The sequence below is a fragment of the Nocardiopsis alba genome, from assembly GCF_000710955.1.
Classification (GTDB): domain Bacteria; phylum Actinomycetota; class Actinomycetes; order Streptosporangiales; family Streptosporangiaceae; genus Nocardiopsis; species Nocardiopsis alba.
In genome coordinates, this window is sequence record NZ_BAZE01000008.1 from 150,991 (window position 1) to 170,825 (window position 19,835).

Below are 19,835 nucleotides of genomic sequence, written 5' to 3' on the forward strand. Positions count from 1 at the left end.
GAAGAACGGCTTCTCCTCGCCCTACGTGGAGTTGGACCGCACAGCCTGGGCCGCGCTCCGCGCCTCCACGCCCCTATCCCTCACCGAAGCCGACCTCAACGAGCTTCGCGGGACCAAGGACCCCACCTCCCTGGAGGAGGTGAGGGACATCTACCTGCCGCTGTCACGGCTGCTCAACCTCTACGTGGGCGCCACCCAACAGCGACACGCCGCCGTGCGCGCCTTCCTCGGGGAGACCGGGCGGCCCTCCCCGTTCATCATCGGGGTCGCGGGCAGTGTCGCCGTGGGCAAGTCGACCACGGCCCGGCTCCTGCGCTCACTGCTCGCCCAGTGGCCCAACCACCCCGACGTCGAGCTGGTCAGCACCGACAACTTCCTGTACCCCAACGCGGTCCTGAAGTCGCGCGGCCTCATGCGCCGCAAGGGCTTCCCCGAGAGTTACGACCGGCGGGCCCTGGTCCGCTTCGTCTCGGAGATGAAGGCCGGCGCCGACCGGATGGACATCCCCGTCTACTCCCACCTGCACTACGACATCGTCCCCGACGAGCGTCAGACCGTGCACCGCCCCGACATCCTCATCGTCGAGGGCATCAACGTCCTCCAGCCCGCGACGGCCGGACGCCTGGCCGTCGCCGACTTCTTCGACTACTCCATCTACGTCGACGCCAAGGTCGAGAACGTCCGCAACTGGTACCTGGACCGCTTCCTCGAACTCCGCCGCACCGCCTTCTCCGACCCCCGCTCCTACTTCCACCACATGGCCACGACGATCGGCGAGGAGGAGGCGCTGGGGTTCGCCTCCGATACCTGGTGCACCATCAACGAGGTCAACCTCGTGGAGAACATCCGACCCACCCGGGGCCGCGCCACACTGGTCCTGTTCAAGGGGGAGGACCACCGGGTCAGCCGGGTCCGTCTGCGCAAGACCTGACCAGAGGGCGACGAAGGCGACGAAACGGGCGGCCCCCGCCCGTTCGGGTAGGCTTTCTCCTTCGGCCTCGTCACCCCACGGGGTCTTGTACGCGCTCATGGATCGGAACGAACCGGGCCTTCACGGCGACCGGGGCGGGACCGCGCGTACGCGCGAAGCCGCGTCCTGTCCCGCCGACATCCGAGGTCCTTCATGACCGCCACCGATCCCACGATCGCGCCCGAAAACCCCGAACTCGTCGCCGAACGCCGTCATCTGGCCGCCGCGCGCGCCGCCCTTCGCCGTATGCGCGAGGAGGTCGACGCCACCGAGCTGCTCTTCGGCGACGTCGTCAAGGACAAGGTCACCGACGCCGCCCTGCGCCGCGGTCGGGAACGCCGCCTCGCCGCGCTGTCCGACATCCCCGACGCGCCCCTGTACTTCGGTCGCCTGGACTTCGACCAGGGCACCGTCTTCCTGGAGGAGGACGTGAGGCCGGACGAGGAGTACGACCGGATCCACATCGGCCGCCGCCACGTGCACGACCCCGAGGGCCGCCCCATGGTCCTGGACTGGCGGGCGCCGATCAGCATCGCCTACTACCGGGCCACCCCCGCCGACCGGATGCTCACGCGTTCCCGGCGTCGCTACGGCTTCACCACCACGACCGGCCCCGACGGAGAGCCCGAGAGCCACCTGACCGCCTTCGAGGACGAGGACCTCCTCGGGGGAGGGCAGGGCGACGGCGTCGGCGGAACGCTCCTCGACGCGGAGATCGAACGCCCCCGCACCGGTCCCATGCGCGACATCGTCGCCACCATCCAGCCCGAGCAGGACGACCTGGTCCGCGCCCCGCTGGAGACCACCCTGTGCGTCCAGGGTGCTCCGGGCACCGGTAAGACCGCCGTGGGCCTGCACCGCATCGCGTACCTGCTCTACACCGAACGCGCGCGCCTGTCCCGTTCAGGGGTGGCGATCATCGGACCCAACCGCTCCTTCCTCTCCTACATCCGCGACGTGCTCCCCGCCCTGGGCGAGGTGGACGTCCACCAGACCACCGTCCTGGAGCTCATCACCCGGGATCTTCCCGAACGCTCCCGTCCCGCCAAGGGGTGGGTCGGACGCACGGAGACCCCGAGCGCGGCGCGGATCAAGGGTTCGGCGGTGATGGCCGAGATCCTCCGTCGCGACCTGTGGTCCCACCTGCGCTCACCGGAGGAGACGATCGTGGTCCGCAGGGGAGCGCGCCGATGGCGCCTCTACCCCGAGGACGTGCGCCCGCTCCTCACCGAACTGGCCGAACGAGGGATCTCCTACGGTTCCGGCCGCGAACTGCTCTCGCACCGCATGGCGCACGTACTCCTCACCCTGATGGAGTCCGAGGGGGAGGTCTGCGACGACCGCACCCACACCAGGGTCCGTCGGGATCCGGCGGTGCGTGCGGCGGTCACCGCCCTGTGGCCCAAGGTCGACCCGCTCAGGATGGTCTTCGGTCTGCTCACCGATCCCGAACGGCTGGCCCGGGCGGCCGAGGGGCTGCTCGACCCCGAGGAACAGGCCGCTCTGCTGCTGCCGGGCAAACCCCGGGGGCCCAAGTCCGCCCGATGGTCGGAGGAGGACCTGACCCTGGTGGACGAGGCCGCCTCACTGATCGAACGGCCCTCAGGTATGGGGCACGTGGTCGTGGACGAGGCACAGGACCTGAGCCCGATGCGGTGCCGGGCGGTCGGCCGGCGCGGTGGTTCCGGTTCGTTCACGGTGCTGGGCGACATCGCCCAGGGGACCGACCCGTCGGCGGCGCGTCACTGGTCGACCCTGCTGGAGCACCTGGGCAGGCCCGATGGCCACCTGCACGTCCTGGACCGGGGCTACCGGGTCCCCGCTCAGATCATCGACTTCGCGGCCGGGCTGTTGCCGACCATCGCCCCGGGGCTCGGCGCACCCGTCGCGGTGCGCCGCTCTCCCGGCTCGTTGCGGGTCGTACCGACCACCGAGGAGGAGCGGAGCGCCGACCTGGCCCGGGCCTGTCGTGAGGCGCTCGAAGGCGACGGCTCGGTGGGGCTGATCGCCGCCGACGACCGACTCCCCGCGCTGTGCGAGGCCTTGGCGGCGGAGGGGGTGGAGGCACCCCCGATCGGCGAGGTCGGTCTGGACGGCGCCCGTCTGGTCGCCGTCCCCGCGAGCCTGGCCAAGGGTCTGGAGTTCGACGCGGTGGTGGTCTCCGAACCCGCCGAGATCGTCGAGGCCGAGGAACGCGGGGCCAACCGGCTGTACGTGGTGCTCACCCGCGCGGTGGGTTCCCTGCACGTGGTCCACGCCCGCCCCCTCCCGGAGCAGCTCGTCTGACCGATCCCCCGGACGCGTCGGGCCTCTTTCGGGGGGTCCGGCGCGCTCGCCGGAGAATCGTATGAAACCTCACACCGGTTTTCCACGTCGGACCGGGTGCGACGGACACGCGAGAAGGGGGAACGGTATGAGGGGCGTGGTCCTCGACGATCTCAGGAGGCCCTCCGGTACGGGGGACCCGGGGCTGGACCGGCGACTGTGGCGGGCGATGGAGGGCGTGGGGACCATCGATCCCGAACGGGCCGTCGAGGACCTGCGCGACCTGCACCGGGAGGTGGTGGAACGGGTGGGGGCCGGCCACCCCGAGGCGCTGACGGTCCGTGTCCACATGGCGTTGTGTCTGGAACGCAAGGACGACCCGGTGGGCGCCGCCATCGACCTCAGCGGTCTGGTGGGGGAGCTGTCCGAGGACATCGGCCCCCTGCACCCGCACATGCTGGCGTTGCGCGCGGAGATCGCCCGCCTGTGGGGCGAGTCCGATCTCGTCGACCTGGCCGCGGACAGCTACGAGAGACTGGCCCGCCTGCTCGAGCAGGCGCGCGGCGCCGACGACCCGGGGACGCTCGCCGCCCGTGAGCGCTTCGCCTGGTGGACGGGGAAGACCGACCGCCCCGAGGCGACGGCGGAGGCCTACGACGACCTGCTCGACCGGCGACGCCGGGCCCTGGGACCCAACCACCCCGAGGTGTTGGAGACCCGGACCGAGCTCGTGCGGTGGCGTCTGGCGGCGGGGGACCCGGTCGGGGCGGCCCGGTGCGGCGAGGACGAGGTGGCCGCCTACGAACGGGTGCGGGGCGCGGGCCACCCCGACACCCTGGCCGCTCGGTCGCGGCTGGTGCGTTCCTATGAGGCGGCCCACGACCCGGCGGGCGCCGTCCGGGCCTGTGAGGGGCTGCTCCGGGCCCGGCTGATGACCCAGGGTCCCGACGAGCGCGAGGTCCTCAACACCCGTCGGACGCTCGCCCACCACCGAGTCTCCTCGGGCGACCCGTTGCGCGCCGAACGGGACTACGAGGAACTGCTCACCGACCTGGCCCGCCTCCTGCCCGCGGATCACCGGATCACCCTGCTCACCCGGTTCGGCCGTGCGCGTCTGCTCTTCCTCCTCGGGGAGACCGAGACGACCGGGGCGGAGCTGACCGCGATCCTCCCCGACCTGGAGCGGGTGGTGGGGGAGGATCACGAACACGTGCTGGAGGCCGGCTTCCTTCTGGTGGCCTCACGCGTCACCACCGGCGACGCGGGGGAGGCCCTCGACGAGGCGGAGGCGCTCCTGCCGAGGCTGAGTCGCCGTCACGGCGACCGCCACTACGCGACCCTGTTCGTCCGCTCGCAGGTCATGGAGGGCCGGGGCGATCCCGCCGCGCTCGATGTCCAACGGGAGTTGCTCCGTGAATGGGAGAGGCTGTTGGGGCCGACCCACCCCAACACCCTGGTGGTCCGGTTGCGTCTGGCCACCGCGGAGGAGCCGTCGGGGGAGCCCGACCGAGGGCGCCTCGACGGGCTGTACGAGGAGTTCGTCCGGTCGCTGGGGCCCGACCACGGGCTGACGGTGATGTTCCGGGCGCTGCTCATCACCATGGACGAGGACGAGCCCACCGCGCTCGAGGAGCTCGGCGAGCTGTACCACGGGTGCGTACGGGCCCTGGGGACCGACGCCCCCGGCACCCGGGCGGCCCTGGAGGCCTACACCGAGTGGCTGGGGTTCGTCGTCGGTAGAGAGGGGGCCCCGGAGCGGCCGGAGCGGCGCCCCGCGTGACCGGTCTAGGCCGCGCGTTCGGGGATCCGGCGGGCCCGGCGGGTCCGCTTCCACTGTCCGGGCACCAGGCCCACCGCCAACAGCCACAGGGCGACCGTCACCAGGTGGAGACGTTCGGCGAGACCGAGCGCGACGCCGGGGGAACCGTCTCCGGCCGAGGCGTACAGCAGGGACGCGAGTACCAGCACGACCACCACCGCCACGGCCTGCGCAGCGGTGATCAGCGCCAGGACCGGCCAGGCGCGCTCCCCGGCCCGACGCCGGTCCAGGGTGAGCGCGATCGCCGACACCAGCGCCGCGAGGATGGAGATCACGGCGATCGGGGGCTGGACGGCCGTCGCGCCGTCGACCCCCTCGACCAGGGTCTCCACGGCGCACGCCGCGTCCGTGGAGACCACGCACCGTCCGGGCAGCAGGGAGGCGGCCAGCGAGGCCGCGCCGAACACGGCCATCGACCACCAGGCGATCGTCAGGAGTCGGCGGGGGCGCGTGGCCCCCAGGGTCAGGCCCAGGCCCGCGGCGAGCATCACCAGGATCGCGGCGGTCCGATGCGCGCTGTCCAGGAAACGGCCGAAGGAGGAATCGGGATCGGCGAGCGCCCCGCTCGTGGAGTCCGGGCTCCCGGCGAAGACGATCTCCAGTGTCCACAGGCTGTAGACGAGGGCGGCCATGACCGCGGCCACTCGCCCGTCCCGGTAGTCCCAGTGCAGGGTGCTGGTGTTCGAGTAAGGCATCGCGTCCCCAATCCGCCGATGACTCTTCTATACCTCTCGGACGCTTCGAAACACCCGTACGGTTCCATCCCCGTGCGGACACCGGCCGTTCTGGGACCCTACGTCACCCGACTCGCTGCGGCACCGTTACCCACGGGTGCGTGTTCGAGCGGCATCATCGTGGAACATCACGGGAACACCGGTCGGGCCGGAACCGGAGAAGGCCATCGACGACCGACGGAAGGGCGCATGGGATGAACGGCGCATCCACGACACGATGGATGGTCGTGGGGGTGGACGGCAGCGATTCCAGCAGACACGCGCTGGAGTGGTCGGCCCACCAGGCCTCGCTCCGCGGTCTGGGGGTGCTGATCGTGGCCGCGGCGCGCCCGTTGACGACCGACGGGTTCGAGGTATGGCCCGAGACGGAACCGCCCGAGGGCGGGGACGAGGGGGCCGGGGCCGGGCGGTTGCTCGACCACGCCCAGGACTGGGTCTCGCGGCTCTTCCCCGAACTGGCCGTGCGGACCCGATTGTCGTTCGACCGTCCGGCCCGTGCCCTGGTCTCGGCCGCCTCCGAACCCGGGGTGGCCGCGGTCGTGGTGGGTTCGCGAGGGCTGAGCGGGATCGCCGCCGCGTTCGTGGGGTCGGTGGGGATCGAGCTCGCGGCCCGCGCCCCGGTCCCCGTGATCGTGCTGCCCCGGGACCACGCCGCCGCCTACGGGGTGCGCAGCCGGGTCATCGTGGGTGTGGACGGGTCCGAACCCGGCCGTCGGGCGTTGGAGTTCGCGTTCGCCCAGGCGGAGTTCGCCGACACCGAGCTGGTGGCGGTCAGCGCCTGGCAGCCGCTGGTGGCCTTCGCCGCGGCGACCGGGCCGATCCCGCCCGAGTTGTTCGACGACGCCACCGCGGCCGAGGCGGCGCGCCAGGCCTTGGAAGAGGAACTCGCGGAGCCGAGCCTGCTCCGGCCGAACGTCCGGGTGAGCACGCGCGTGGTGCGGGCCCATCCGGTGGTCGCCCTGCTGGAGGAGGCCACTCCGGCGGATCTGATCGTGGTGGGCTCCCGGGGGCGTGGCGGGTTCCGCGGCCTGCTCCTGGGGTCGGTGAGCCACGCCGTCCTGCACGGGGCGCGGGGTCCGGTCGCCATATTGCGCTGAGCCCGTCCCCGGCGTCGTTCGCGGTCAGGGGGCCGGGCGCGACGTCGCAGGGTGTCGCGCCGGGGCCGTCGCACAGGTCTAGTCGCGATGCCGGCGGGTGAGATCGGGTATGTGACGAACAGCACCGAGTGTCGGTGTCGACCGGGCGTTTTCCCCGTGTGGTGGGAGAAACCGCCTCCGAGCAGCACCGAGAGGGGAGCGTTCGTCCCTGCTTCGGTGCACGGACTCGCGTGACCGAATCGCCTGCTGTGCAGTGGGATCGGGGGTTTTCGCGACCCAAGTTTAGACCACTGGCCTAGACCAATTGGTCAGTGTTGCCACTCGTCGTTCATGATGCGAGGGATCTCGTAATTCGAAGAGGAGTCGTTGTGACCGCTGACGTGGGTATCGATCTGGGCGTAGTCCCGACCAAGAACGAGGAGCTCGTCGCCTGGGTTCGCGAGGTCGCCGAGCTCACCAGGCCGGACGAGGTCGTGTGGTGCGACGGGTCCGAGGAGGAATGGACGCGACTGACGGACCTGCTCGTCGAGCAGGGCACGTTCACCCGCCTCAACCCGGAGAAGCGCCCCAACAGCTTCTACTGCACGTCCGACCCGACGGACGTCGCCCGTGTCGAGGACCGCACCTTCATCTGCTCCGAGCGTGAAGAGGACGCGGGTCCCACCAACAACTGGATCGCCCCCGACGAGATGCGCGCCACCTTCGGCGAGGTCTTCAAGGGCTCGATGCGCGGCCGCACCATGTACGTGGTGCCGTTCTGCATGGGCCCCCTCGGCGGCGACATCTCCCAGCTCGGCGTCGAGATCACCGACTCCCCCTACGTCGTCGTCTCCATGCGCATCATGGCCCGCATGGGCGAGGCCGCCCTGCGCCTGATCGAGGAGCGCGGCGACTTCGTCAAGGCCGTCCACTCCGTCGGCGCCCCGCTGGAGCCCGGCCAGGAGGACGTCGCCTGGCCCTGCAACTCCACCAAGTACATCTCGCACTTCCCCGAGACCCGTGAGATCTGGTCCTACGGCTCCGGCTACGGCGGCAACGCTCTGCTGGGCAAGAAGTGCTACGCGCTGCGCATCGCCTCGGTCATGGCCCGCGACGAGGGCTGGCTCGCCGAGCACATGCTGATCCTCAAGGTCACCTCGCCCGAGGGCGCCTCGCACTACGTCGCCGCCGCCTTCCCGAGCGCCTGCGGCAAGACCAACCTGGCCATGCTCCAGCCGACCATCCCCGGCTGGAAGGTCGAGACCGTCGGCGACGACATCGCCTGGATGCGCTTCGACTCCGAGGGCCGTCTGCGCGCCATCAACCCGGAGGCCGGCTTCTTCGGCGTCGCCCCCGGCACCGGCGAGAAGACCAACGCCAACGCGATCGAGACGCTGTGGGGCAACAGCATCTTCACCAACGTCGCGCTGACCGAGGACGGCGACGTGTGGTGGGAGGGCCTCACCGAGGAGGCCCCGGCCGGTCTCACCGACTGGAAGGGCCGCCCCTGGACCCCCGAGTCCGGTGAGCCCGCCGCGCACCCGAACTCCCGCTTCACCACCCCGGCCGGTCAGGCTCCGACCATCGCCGACGAGTGGGAGGACCCGGCGGGCGTGCCGATCTCGGCCATCCTCTTCGGCGGCCGTCGCGCCACCGCGGTCCCGCTGGTCAACGAGTCCTTCAGCTGGCAGCACGGCGTCTACATGGGCGCCAACGTCTCCTCCGAGAAGACCGCCGCCCAGGAGGGTTCCGTCGGCGAGCTGCGCCGCGACCCCTTCGCGATGCTGCCGTTCTGCGGCTACAACATGGGCGACTACTTCGCCCACTGGGTGAAGCTGGGCCAGAGCGCCGACGAGACCAAACTGCCGAAGATCTTCTACGTCAACTGGTTCAAGAAGGACACCGACGGTCGGATCGTGTGGCCCGGCTTCGGTGAGAACAGCCGCGTCATCAAGTGGATCATCGAGCGCCTCGAGGGCAAGGCCTCCGCCGTGGAGACCCCCATCGGGTACGTTCCGACCACCGACGCCATCGACACCGAGGGCCTGGACATCTCGGACGAGGACATGCGCTTCGTCCTCGACGTCGACCGTGAGATCTGGAAGCAGGAGGCCGCCCTGGTCCCCGAGTTCTTCAAGACCTTCGGCGACCACCTTCCCGCCGAGCTGTGGGACGAGTACCACGCGCTGCTCGACCGTCTGGAGAAGTAGCGCCTCCATGATCGGCCCCGCTTCCGCGCACGGGGCCGACCGACCACGGGGCGCGGACACCGCACGGTGTCCGCGCCCCGTTCGTGTGTCCGGCCGGTGCTCGGCGGTCCTCCGGGGCATCGGGTGATGTGTCCGGGCAGATCATGACATGGGGGAAACCGCAGGTCCGAGCGTGGGCACGGCCCGATGGCGCTTTCCCCTTTTCCACCCGGGCGGTGCCGTACGGCGTGCTAAGGATGGTCCGTCCTCTGCCGAGAACCCCCGGGAAACCCTCATGCTCACGTCGTTCGTCGTCATCGCCGTCCTGGTCGCCATGGTCGGTGGTGCCGTGCTGGTCGCCCGGCGCCACCGGATCTCCGGAGACCTCTCCGGTGGTGCTGTGGGCGTCGTCATCGCGCCCTGCGTCCTGTCCCTGTACCTCGTGGCCGCCGCCATGGCCGTGGTCATCGGATGGGAGGACTACAAGTCGGCCGAGGACGACATGATCGCCGAGGCCGGCGCGGCCCAGGCCCTGTACTGGAGCAGCACCGCGTTCCCCGGCGAGGAGGGCGAGGCCGTCCGCGGTCACCTGCGCGCCTACCTGTCGACGGTGGTGGAGGACGACTGGCCGCTGATGGAGTCGAGCGGGGAACTGAGCCCCGGTGGCGACGACGACCTCGCCATGCTGTCCGCCTCGGTGCGGACCCTCTCGGTCTCCGACACCGGCGACGGGTTGGACCGGTTGACCGCCCGCCAGGAGCTCACCAAGCTCAGCGACGCGCGCGCCCAGCGCGCCGACGCGGCCGAGGACGGGATTCCCGTGGCCCTGATGGCCATCACCGTGCTGTCGGCCGTGGTCATCGCGGTACTGCCGTTCGCCATGATCCAGAAGGGGACCAGGACCGCCTACTTCTGGGCCGGGGTGAACCTGGCGTTCCTGTTCGGAACGGTCGTGCTGTTGCTGTTCATGGGCAACCCCTACAACGGGGTCCTGGCCAATGATTCGGGGGCGATCGAGGACGCCGTGGAGGGGTTCGATCGCGCCGACCTGACCTTGGAGCGACCGTGATCGTCGCCGCGTGACCCGGGGCCCGTCCCGCCGTGCCACGGCGGGACGGGCCCTTCGTCATCCGACCGCGCCGGCCGCCACGGCGCGACCGCCGCCGACGGCCGCGCCCACGGCGACGATCGCGACGACGACCATCGTGCGCATCGGGGTGAACGCCTCGGAGGACTCGGCCGAAGCGGACGTACCGGTGTCCGGAAGGAGCGCCTCCTGGACCGGGGGCGGAAGGTCCGCGGGCGCTTCGGGCTCCTCCGCCGGCGTCTCGAACGGGTCCTCTTCGGAGGGCGGGGCCGACTCGGGCGGTGCCTCCGAGACCTCCGGGCCGGGCTCGTCCGCCTCGGGCTCCTCCGGCTCGCCGGGGGGCACACGCGGCGCCTCCGAGTCGGGCGGCGGCGCCGGTTCCTCCGGCACGGGCTCCTCCCGGGGCGGCTCCTCCGGGGCGGGCGGCTCTGGAGACGGGGGCGGCGGAGGCGGTGGCGTGCATATCGGAGCCCGATCCGTGTGGATGACCACGTGGGTGCCGTTGGCGCACACCACGACGTGCGGGCCGGGCCGGATGTCGACGTACGCGTTCGGGGTCTCCACCTGGGTGCCGGAGGGGTCCACGTCCACCTGTGAGGCGCCGGCGTCGGTGTCCGTCTCCGACGGCATGACCCGCGTGGCGGGGGCGGCCCGTTCGACGAAGGCCGACACGGGGCCGGCCGTGATCGCGAGCGCTCCCGCCGCCAGGCAGACGAGGGCCGAGACGCGACGGCGGGTGGCGGGGGTCCGTTTCCTCAAGGGGCGGTTCCGGTGCGATGCGGGGGGAGAGGAGGGGGGTCGTGACTCCTCGTGCTTCTGTCTGTTCACACGGTGATGCTACGGGGCGGGGGCGCTCCCCCAAGACGGAATCGAGCCGGTCCTAGGGGGAGTGCAGGCGCAGGACCGCGTGCTCGGCCCACTCCGGGGGACGGGTGAGACGGGAGACGACCATCATCGTCAGAAAGGCCAGTGGAATGGTCCAGGCGGCGGGCTGGGCCAACAGCACCGTGACCCATCCGGGCGGGGTGGAGAACAGGATCGACCAGCCCACGGCGCCCGTGGCGGTCACCCCGCCCACGATCAGGCCGGCGGCGGCCCCCGGCAGGGTCAGACGACGCCACCAGATGCCCAGCACCAAGAGGGGGCAGAAGGTCGACGCGGCCACGGTGAACGCCCACACCACCAGGACGTTGATGTCGATGGTCCGGGCGGGCAGCGCCAGGAGCACCGAGACACAGGCGCCGATCACCACCGCCAGCCGTAGCCGGGGCACACTGCCCTGGAAGAGGTCGTGCGAGAGCCCTCCGGCCAGGGCCAGCAACAGTCCGGAGGAGGTCGACAGGAACGCTCCGAAGGCGCCCGCGGCGACCAGCGCGGTCAGGAGGGTGCCCACCGCGCCCGGGGCGGCCTGGGCGGGCAGGACCACCGCCACGGTGTCGGTGCCCTGGAGCATCACCAGTTGGGGGGTGAGCACCCGGCCGAGCAGTCCGTAGACGGCGGGGAAGAGGTAGAACAGCCCCAACAGGGCGATCACGCCGACCGCGACGCGGCGGGCGGTACGCGCGGTCGGGCTGGTGTGGAAGCGCATGATCACGTGCGGAAGGCCCATACAGCCCAGGGTGATGGCCAGCAGGGTCGACCAGGTCTCGAACAGAGGTCGCCCGCCCACGCTCAACAACGGGGTGCTCCACTGTTCCCCGCCCAGTTCCGGTAGTCCCTCCGGGTGCGGGATCCCGGTGCCCTCGGGGAAGACGTACTCGGTGCCCGGCGCGACCGTGTGCGCCCCCGCGGACAGTTCCCGCTCCCCGCCATCGGCCGTGACGACGGTGACCGGCTCGTCGAGGGTGAAGTCGGTGGGGACGGAGAACTCGACCCGGGTGTCGGCGGGGAAGTGGGTGCCCCACTCCGGGTGCAGGGCCTCGGCCCGGGTGTCGGCCCCGGCCTGTACCACCAGGTAGATCGCGGGGACGGCGAGGAAGATCAGCTTGACGACGTAGTGGAAGGCCTGCACGTAGGTGGCCGAGCGCATGCCGCCCGCCGCGATGGATCCGCTCACCACCAGCCCCGCCAGCACCACGCCCACCCAGTAGGGGGTGTCGCTGACCAGGCTCAGCACCACACCCGCGCCCTTGAACTGGGGCACCAGGTACAACAGCATGATTACCAGGACCACGCAGCCGCACAGCTTGCGCAGCCGGGGCGCGCCCAGGCGGTACTCGGCGAAATCCGGGACCGTGAAGGCGCCCGAACGTCGCATCGGACCCGCCACCAGGGCGACCACGGCGACGTAGCCGGCGGTGAACCCCACCGCGTACCACATGGTGCCCAGACCGTTCTTGAGCAGCAGCCCCGCCAACCCCAGCACGGAGGCGGCCGACAGGTACTCGCCCGCGATCGCCAGGGCGTTCCAGTTGGGGGACACCCGACGGGAGGCCACCAGGAAGTCCGACGTGGACCGGGCGGCCCGCACCCCGTAGACCCCGATGATCAGACTCGTGACGAGCACCAGACCGATGGCCGGTACCGCAGCCGTCATGAGGCGACCTCGGCGTCCCCGGCCTCGCGCGACCCGTACGAGGGGTCCTCGCCCGGTCGGACGTCGCCCTTCTCCTCCTCGGCCCTGCGTTCCAGACCCTCGGCCGACCGCACGTGCCACAGGGCCAGGGCGAGCAGGGCCGGATAGATCGCCACCGTCAACAGCAGCCACGAGACCGGGACCCCCGACCACCTGAGCTCGCCGAGCGCCGGGAACAGGGCGAAGGCCCCGCTCAACCCGAACAACAGGGTCCCCAACGCCACCACCGTGCGTATCGCGGCGCGGCGCTGGGCCTTGAAGAGGGTGCGCGCCGCCAGGGTGTCCACCGGTCCGGGCACCGGTTGCAGGTGCTGGACCGGCCGGTTGCCCCGGGCCAGGGCGATCCTCGTCTGCGGGCTCGTGAGCTTCTCCCGGCGCGGGCTCACGGTTGCTCCTTGGCCGTCCCCGACGGACGCGCGGTCGCCGAACGGCCGAGCTGGTCCCGCTTGGCCGCCTCCAACAGACGGGCGCGCAGATGCCGTCCGTGCCTGCGGCTCACCGGGACGTCCCCGGCGGGGGTCCCGGCGACCAGCCCGGAGGATGAGGTCACGCGCAGGTCCCGGACCCAGGGGATGGCGATGAGGAAACCGCGGTGGACCCGGACGAACCCGGCGGCGGCCCACACCTCCTCCAGGTACGACAGAGACAACCGGATCAGGTGGGTGCCGTCGGCGGTGTGCAGCCGCACGTAGTCGCCCTGGGCCTCCACGAACTGCACGTCGTCGCGTTTGACGAACACGGTGCGTCGGCCGGTGTCGATCTGGACCACGTGCAGGTCCTCGGCGGGGGAGGAGTGCCCGCTCGGGTTGCGCAACTGGGCGATCCGTCCCACCGCCTCGGCCAGCCGCTCGGGTCGGATCGGCTTGAGCAGGTAGTCCACCGCCCCGATCCCGAAGGCCTCCACGGCGTGCGCCTCCGAGGCGGTCACGAACACGATCGACGGGGGGTCCGACATGACGGTCAGGACCCGGGCCACGTCCATGCCGTCCAGCCCGGGCATGAGGATGTCGAGGAAGGCGGCGTCGATGGTCCGCGTGCCCAGCAGACGCACCGCGGTGGCCCCGTTGGGGGCCACCAGGACCTCCGACACCTCGGGCATGTCCTCCAGCAGGGCCGCCATCTCCTGGCGGGTGGAGGACTCGTCCTCCACCACCAGGACACGGAGTTCGGGTCTCATCCGACCACCACTCCGGGGGCGAATCTCGGTACGCGCACGGTCACCTTCGTCCCTTCTCCCAGCGCGGTCTCGATCACCAGACCGTACTCCGGTCCGTAGACCGCCCGCAGACGCTGGTCGACGTTGGCCAGACCGACGCCGCGCGACTCCGGCCCGGTCCCGGCGAGCAGGGCCCGCGCGAGCTCGGGGTGCATCCCCACCCCGTCGTCCTCGATCTCGATCACGCACAGGGGTCCCTCGCCGAAGCCGGACACGCTGATGTGCCCGCGCCCCTCCTTGCGCTCCAGTCCGTGCCGGATCGCGTTCTCCACGATCGGCTGCACCACCAGGAAGGGGACGGCCACGGGCAGCACCTCCGGGGCCATCCGCACGGTGATGTCCAGCCGGTCGTGGAAACGGGCCCGCTGGAGTTCGAGGTAGGTCTGGGTGGCCTCCAATTCGTCGGCGACCGTCGCGTAGTCGCCCTTGTCGGAGAAGCCGTACCGCAGGTAGTCGGCGAAGTCCGAGAGCAGCCGGCGGGACCGGTCCGGATCGGTGCGGACCAGGGCCGCGATCACGGCGAGGGCGTTGTGCACGAAGTGCGGGGAGATCTGGGCGCGCAGGGTGCGCAGGTCGGCGGCGGCGATCCGGGCCCGCGCCCGTCGCAGCGCCGCGTGGTCCAGGTTGTCCGACACCAGGGCGGCGGCGGCCTCGACGTCGGCGTCGACGGGATCGCCGATCGCCACCAGGGCGCCGTCGAGCTCGTCGGCGACGTGGAGCGGCACGGCGCACATCGAGGAGCCGTCGGCCGTACGGGCGCGTACGCCACCGCCGTATTCGAAGACCTGGGCGAGGACGCCGTCGATCTCGGCCGCGTCCGGCCGTGTCCCGTTCGAGGTGACGGGTCCGTCGAGGTCGGCCAGGAGGACCCCGTCCACGGACAGGAGGCGGCGCAGGCGTCGGGCGGCCGCGCCGACACCGCGGCCGTGCAACCCGTCACGAAGGTCGGCTCCCAGGGCGTGGATCTGACGCATCAATTCCACACTCGCCCGGTGCTCCGACGTCGTGGGGCGTCGGGAGGGGGAGAACCACGACAGCCACCGATACGACACGGGCCGATCCTATCGCCGTGCTCTGTGTCGACGGTCACGTCCGGGTCTCCCTTTCCCGACGAAGGAACGCACGGACCCGCCGGTCCCCGAAGGAGACCGGCGGGCCGGGGGTACGGGCGGCGTCGTGGACCCCGCCCATGACGGTCAGTGGTCGGCGGCCTTCTCCGCCCCCGCGCCGGTGAGGGCGCGGACCTGGAGCATCGCGAACTTCTCGTAGTCGCGCTCCTTGGACATGTAGGTGCCGACCACGGCGCAGAGCAGACCCAGCGGCACCGACACCAGGGCCGGGTTGGGCAGCGGGAACCACGCGAAGTCGACGTTGGGCATGAGCGCGCTCTCGGAGCCGGAGACCACCGGCGAGAAGAACACCAGACCGACCGCGCCGATCAGGCCGCCGTAGATACCGGCCAGGGCCCCGGTGGTGTTGAACCGCTTCCAGAACAGGCTGAGCAGCAGCGGAGGCAGGTTGGCGGACGCCGCGATGGCGAACGCCAGGGAGACCAGGAAGGCCACGTTGAGGTTCTGCGCGAACACCGCCAGCACGATCGCCACCAGGCCCACGAACCACGTGACGATCCGGGCGACCTTGACCTCCTCGGCGCCGGTGGCCTTGCCCCCGCGGATCACGGAGTTGTAGAAGTCGTGAGCCAGGGAGGAGGACGAGGCGATGGTCAGACCGGCCACCGTCGTGAGGATGGTCGCGAAGGCCACGGAGGCGATGACCGCCAGCATGATCGAGGCGAACAGCGAACCGCCGATGTTGGAGCCCACCGCCTCGGCGAGCATCGGCGCGGCCGTGTTGCCGGCCGGGTTCTGTTCGGAGATCGTCTCGTGTCCCACCAGGGCCGCGGCCCCGAAACCGAGGACGAGGGTCATCAGGTAGAAGACGCCGATGAGGCCGATACCCCAGTTGACGGACTTACGCGCGGTGGTCGAGTCCGGGACCGTGTAGAAGCGGATCAGGATGTGCGGCAGACCCGCGGTGCCCAGCACCAGGGCCATGCCGAGGCTGATCAGGTCCAGCTTGTTCCACATGGTCTGGAGGGCGTCGCCCGGGACCTCCTGGCCGTACACCTGGCCAGGCTGGAGGAACGCCTCGCCCTTGCCGCTGTTGGAGGCCGCGGCGTCCATGAGGGCGCCGAAGTTGAAGCCGTAGATCGACAGGGTCAGCATGACCAGGAAGGCGACCGCGACCATGAGGAAGGCGGCCTGGACGATCTGGACCCAGGTGGTGCCCTTCATACCGCCGAAGGTCACGTAGATGACCATGAGCAGGCCGACCACGACGATCCCCATGATCTTCGCGACGTCCCCGGACATGCCCAGGTAGGTCTGGTCTCCCTGGATCCCCAGCAGCAGGGCGATCAGGGCGCCCGCGCCGACCATCTGCGCGATCAGATAGAAGATCGACACGGTCAGGGTGGAGACCGCCGCCGCGGTACGGACGGGGCGCTGTCGCATCCGGTAGGACAGCACGTCGCCCATGGTGTAGCGGCCGGAGTTGCGCAGCAGTTCGGCGACCAGCAGGAGGGCGATCAGCCAGGCGACGAGGAAGCCGATGGAGTAGAGGAAGCCGTCGTAGCCGAAGAGGGCGATGGTGCCCGCGATACCGAGGAAGGACGCCGCCGACATGTAGTCGCCGGCGATGGCGAAGCCGTTCTGGGGGGCGCTGAACCCGCGGCCTCCGGAGTGGAAGTCCGTGGCGGTGTGGGTGCGCTTGTTGGCCCAGGCGGTGATGGCCAGGGTGCCGACGATGGTGATGAGGAACAGGACCATGGTGATGGTCCTGCTGGCCCCGGTCACCGCGCCCTCTTGGGCGAGGAGGAGTCCGCTGGAGAGGATCACCTGTTCTCCTCCGACTTCTTCTCGGCGAGCCCCATGAGCTCGTCACGCAGTTCGTAGGAGAGCGGGTCGAACCTCTTGCGGGCGTACCAGGAGTAGAGGATCGCGATCCCGAAGGTGGTGACGAACTGGAGCAGCCCGAGCAGGAGAGCCATGTTGACCCCGCCGGCCACCTCGATCGCCATGAAGTCGCGGGCGAACCCCGAGAGCACGACGTAGAGCGCGTACCAGAGCAGGAACGCCACGGTCATCGGGAAGACGAAGACGAAGAGGGTGCGACGGAGTCGGTGGAAACGCGGGTCGGCGTGCATCGCGACGAACGCCTCGGTCGGGATGGGCTCGGCCGAGTGGGCCTCGTCCTCCCGTGGTGTCGGTGTCGGATCCTTCGCCGACGATGACGATTGTGTGGCCATGCTGCTCGTTACCTCCGGGGGATGGGCAGGGGTCGTGTGCGCCGACGGGTGCCGGTTCCCGATATGTGACCTGGGTTACCCGGCACTGTAAGGAGGGGCACTCGCCCTGAGCAGGGGGCTCGCGCGGGCGAGCGCCGAACGCGGACGCGGAGCGTCGAGCGGTCGTCCACCGTGCGACCAACGGTCACCTGAAGCGCCGAACGGTCGCCGGGCGGTCGCGTCCGACGTCGGACACGACGCCCGACGATGGTGACCGACCCCTCCACCCACCCCGGAATCCCCCCGTGAAGGGGGCCGTTGTACCGTTCGAGCACCTGTGGACCCCGGACGAGGGCGCCGTACCCGGTCATGACAAGACGGCGCGCACCGATCCCTGCGTTCGTGGAGGTAACAGGTCATGGCCTGGCTCGTACTCGTGATCTCGGGTCTTCTCGAGACCGCCTGGGCGGCGGCGCTCAACGCCTCTCAGGGCTTCACCCGTCTGTGGCCGTCGGTGACCTTCGTGGTCACCCTGGCGCTGAGCATGGCCGGTCTGGCCTACGCGCTGCGCACCATCCCCCTGGGCACCGGCTACGCCGTGTGGGTGTCGATCGGTGTGGTCGGCACCGCTCTGATCGGCTCCTTCTTCCTCGGGGAGGGCTTCAGCCTTCCCAAGGCGCTGTGCCTGATCGCGATCGTGGCCGGTGTGATCGGCCTCAAGCTGCTCCACTGAACCCCGGGAAAGACCCCGCCCCGGAACGTCCGAGACGTTCCGGGGCGGTTCCATGTCCGGCCTCAGGCTCCGGCCAGGAGCTCCTCGACCACGCGGCCCACGCCGTCCTCGAAGCTGGACGGGGCCACCCGCAGTCCCAGCTCCGGGGCGAGCAGCCCCGGGTGTCCGCTCTCCATCGCGTAACCGGATCCGGCCCAGGTGAGGGCGGAGAGGTCGTTGGGCATGTCGCCGAAGGCCACCACCTCCTCGCGGGCCACCCCCCACTCCTCGCACAACAGGGCGAGGGTGCCGCCCTTGTTCACCCCGGCCGCGCTCACCTCCAACAGTCCGGCCCCACCGGAGTAGGTCACCTCGGCCAGAGGGCCGACGGCGCTCAGGGCCGCCTCGTACATCAGGTTCACCGGGGTGCCCGCCGAACGGACGAGGAGTTTGGCGACCGGGGAGGCCGCCTCCAGCAGGGCGTCGGTGTCGTCGAGCACCCCCGAGACCCCGTCGGGCGACATCCACCATTCGAGCGCGTAGTCGGCGTCGTGGTAGAAGCCCGTTCCGGTCTCCACCCCGAAACCGAGGTCGGCGTCGGGCAGGGAGGCGCGGATCTTGGTGACGAGGGTCTCGGAGAGGGAGGGGTCGATCGCTCGGAGCAGGGGGTCCCGGCCGGGGATCCGGGCGTGGGCGCCGTTGCCGCAGACCACCGCGGCGCAGTCGAACAGGGCGGCGATGTGCTCGGTGTCCCGAGGCGGTCGGGCGGTCACGATCACCACCCGGACGCCCGCCTCGATGGCGGAGTTCAGGGCCCGTCGGTTGCGTTCGGAGACCTCTCCCGTGCGTCCGAGGAGGGTTCCGTCGAGGTCGGTGGCGATGACACGAGGAAGGACCATGGACGCATTATGGCGGTCGAGAAGGACGGTTTCGAGGGGATACCGATGCTTCTGACGTCCGCCCGTCAGGAGGGCCACCGGGCGGGGATCCGCTCGATCACGCCTCCCCGGAACACCTCGTACAGGTCCAACGACTCCAGATGGACGTAGCCGATGTGGCAGTCACAGCTCGTGAGAGGGCAGGCCGAGGGCCCCAGGCGCGCGCGGAAGGAGCCGTCGTACAGGTTGCCCAGCGGCACGTTCACGAAGTGACACCGTCGTACGTTCCCCTCGCCGTCCACGGACAGCACGGTGTCACCCGTACGACAGGGAAGACCCCGGGCGGGGTGAGGGAGGCGACTGTAGTGGAAGTGCGGATCGATCGCCTGCCAGAGGGCCGCCTCGGCGTCGGTGTAGGAGCGCCCCTCGGCGGCGTTCACCCACAGGTACACCTCCTCGGGCAGATCGGCGCGCATCCGCCGGACCGCGTCCAGGTGTTCGGGCAGACCCACCGTTCCCACGCTGAAGCGCACGCCCATGGCGGTCAGTTCGCGGGCCTTGGCGAGGAAACGCTCGTGCGCCACCTCGCCGGGGTGGTAGGTGGCCCACAGCGCCGCCTTCGTCCGGTCGCAGTCGGCGAGCCAGCCCGTCCGTCCGCTCAGGTTGGTCTGGATCGCCACCCGCTCCACGTGCGCCATACAGCTCAGCCGGGTGATGGCCCGCCGGTACCAGGAGCGGACCAGCCCCTCGCCCCACGGGGTGAAGAGCACCGAGATCCGGGTTCCGGGGTCGGCCTCGGCCCGGGCCGCCACCCAGTCGGTGAAGCGTTCCAGGGCGGCCCGGTCCACGCGCAGGGTCTCGGGGGAGTCCCGACGTTTGGCGAAGGGACAGTAGGGGCAGTCGTAGTCGCAACTGGCCAACGGGCCCCGGTAGAGAAGGGTGAGGTGCTCCGGGAGAGGGGCGTGCGAACCCGGCCCCGCCCGGGGGGACGGGTCGGGCAGGTCGACGAGACGGTTCGAGGTCATCGG

The 19,835-nt window shown here is 70.8% G+C and carries 17 protein-coding genes and 1 riboswitch; of the genes, 7 read left to right on the forward strand and 10 right to left on the reverse strand.

What is annotated here, in order from left to right; translation table 11 throughout:
• The first annotated feature begins 25 nt into the window (after positions 1-25).
• The 3 genes from coaA (at position 26) to TR33_RS16165 (ending at position 5,015) form a co-directional block, all read left to right on the forward strand.
• Complete coding sequence (coaA, locus tag TR33_RS16155) at positions 26-931, forward strand: type I pantothenate kinase (protein WP_042284016.1); 906 nt, start codon at positions 26-28, stop codon at positions 929-931.
• A 192-nt stretch (positions 932-1,123) separates the two neighbouring features.
• Entirely contained in the window at positions 1,124-3,256 is a 2,133-nt protein-coding gene (locus tag TR33_RS16160; protein WP_042283901.1) for a HelD family protein, read from the forward strand.
• 127 nt (positions 3,257-3,383) lie between these two features.
• A complete protein-coding gene (locus TR33_RS16165; protein WP_042283902.1) occupies positions 3,384-5,015 on the forward strand; it encodes a tetratricopeptide repeat protein in 1,632 nt (543 codons plus the stop codon).
• Between the two features lie 5 nt (positions 5,016-5,020).
• On the opposite strand, the gene TR33_RS16170 is transcribed toward TR33_RS16165, so the two are convergent.
• A complete protein-coding gene (locus tag TR33_RS16170; RefSeq protein WP_042283905.1) occupies positions 5,021-5,749 on the reverse strand; it encodes a DUF998 domain-containing protein in 729 nt (242 codons plus the stop codon).
• A gap of 233 nt (positions 5,750-5,982) precedes the next feature.
• Here TR33_RS16170 and TR33_RS16175 point away from each other — a divergent pair, with 233 nt between their 5' ends.
• The 3 genes from TR33_RS16175 (at position 5,983) to TR33_RS16185 (ending at position 10,122) form a co-directional block, all read left to right on the forward strand.
• Entirely contained in the window at positions 5,983-6,885 is a 903-nt protein-coding gene (locus TR33_RS16175; protein ID WP_014909643.1) for a universal stress protein, read from the forward strand.
• Between the two features lie 392 nt (positions 6,886-7,277).
• Positions 7,278-9,074 (forward strand): phosphoenolpyruvate carboxykinase (GTP), encoded by a 1,797-nt coding sequence (locus TR33_RS16180; protein WP_199806148.1) that lies wholly within the window; start codon positions 7,278-7,280, stop codon positions 9,072-9,074.
• A 274-nt stretch (positions 9,075-9,348) separates the two neighbouring features.
• Positions 9,349-10,122 carry a bestrophin-like domain gene (locus tag TR33_RS16185; protein WP_014911828.1) on the forward strand — a complete coding sequence of 258 codons (774 nt, stop codon included), beginning with the start codon at positions 9,349-9,351 and terminating at the stop codon, positions 10,120-10,122.
• Positions 10,123-10,179: 57 nt separating this feature from the next.
• Here TR33_RS16185 and TR33_RS25715 read toward each other — a convergent pair whose 3' ends face one another.
• The 7 genes from TR33_RS25715 to TR33_RS16220 form a co-directional block, all read right to left on the reverse strand.
• Positions 10,180-10,899 carry a hypothetical protein gene (locus tag TR33_RS25715; RefSeq protein ID WP_052358176.1) on the reverse strand — a complete coding sequence of 240 codons (720 nt, stop codon included), beginning with the start codon at positions 10,897-10,899 and terminating at the stop codon, positions 10,180-10,182.
• A gap of 121 nt (positions 10,900-11,020) precedes the next feature.
• Positions 11,021-12,676, reverse strand: a complete 1,656-nt coding sequence (locus TR33_RS16195) for a sodium/solute symporter (RefSeq protein WP_017533278.1) — start codon at positions 12,674-12,676, stop codon at positions 11,021-11,023.
• Positions 12,673-13,101: a hypothetical protein gene (locus TR33_RS16200; protein ID WP_017533279.1), complete on the reverse strand. Its 429-nt coding sequence runs from the start codon at positions 13,099-13,101 to the stop codon at positions 12,673-12,675. The genes TR33_RS16195 and TR33_RS16200 overlap by 4 nt, the downstream gene beginning before the upstream one ends.
• The gene (locus TR33_RS16205; protein ID WP_017533280.1) at positions 13,098-13,892 is read right to left on the reverse strand and encodes a LytR/AlgR family response regulator transcription factor; all 795 of its coding nucleotides are present in this window, start codon (positions 13,890-13,892) and stop codon (positions 13,098-13,100) included. Before TR33_RS16205 ends, TR33_RS16200 begins: the two co-directional genes overlap by 4 nt.
• On the reverse strand, positions 13,889-14,905 hold the full coding sequence (locus tag TR33_RS16210) for a sensor histidine kinase (RefSeq protein ID WP_026124762.1): 1,017 nt from the start codon (positions 14,903-14,905) through the stop codon (positions 13,889-13,891). Before TR33_RS16210 ends, TR33_RS16205 begins: the two co-directional genes overlap by 4 nt.
• A gap of 222 nt (positions 14,906-15,127) precedes the next feature.
• Positions 15,128-16,828 (reverse strand): monocarboxylic acid transporter, encoded by a 1,701-nt coding sequence (locus tag TR33_RS16215; RefSeq protein WP_017533282.1) that lies wholly within the window; start codon positions 16,826-16,828, stop codon positions 15,128-15,130.
• On the reverse strand, positions 16,825-17,238 hold the full coding sequence (locus tag TR33_RS16220; protein WP_014909354.1) for a DUF485 domain-containing protein: 414 nt from the start codon (positions 17,236-17,238) through the stop codon (positions 16,825-16,827). Before TR33_RS16220 ends, TR33_RS16215 begins: the two co-directional genes overlap by 4 nt.
• A gap of 299 nt (positions 17,239-17,537) precedes the next feature.
• Positions 17,538-17,604, forward strand: a riboswitch (guanidine-III (ykkC-III) riboswitch).
• 31 nt (positions 17,605-17,635) lie between these two features.
• Here TR33_RS16220 and TR33_RS16225 point away from each other — a divergent pair.
• Positions 17,636-17,950: a DMT family transporter gene (locus tag TR33_RS16225; RefSeq protein ID WP_017533283.1), complete on the forward strand. Its 315-nt coding sequence runs from the start codon at positions 17,636-17,638 to the stop codon at positions 17,948-17,950.
• A gap of 62 nt (positions 17,951-18,012) precedes the next feature.
• Here TR33_RS16225 and TR33_RS16230 read toward each other — a convergent pair whose 3' ends face one another.
• Positions 18,013-18,828: an HAD family hydrolase gene (locus TR33_RS16230; protein ID WP_017533284.1), complete on the reverse strand. Its 816-nt coding sequence runs from the start codon at positions 18,826-18,828 to the stop codon at positions 18,013-18,015.
• Between the two features lie 65 nt (positions 18,829-18,893).
• Positions 18,894-19,832: an STM4011 family radical SAM protein gene (locus TR33_RS16235; protein ID WP_042283907.1), complete on the reverse strand. Its 939-nt coding sequence runs from the start codon at positions 19,830-19,832 to the stop codon at positions 18,894-18,896.
• Positions 19,833-19,835 lie beyond the last annotated feature (3 nt).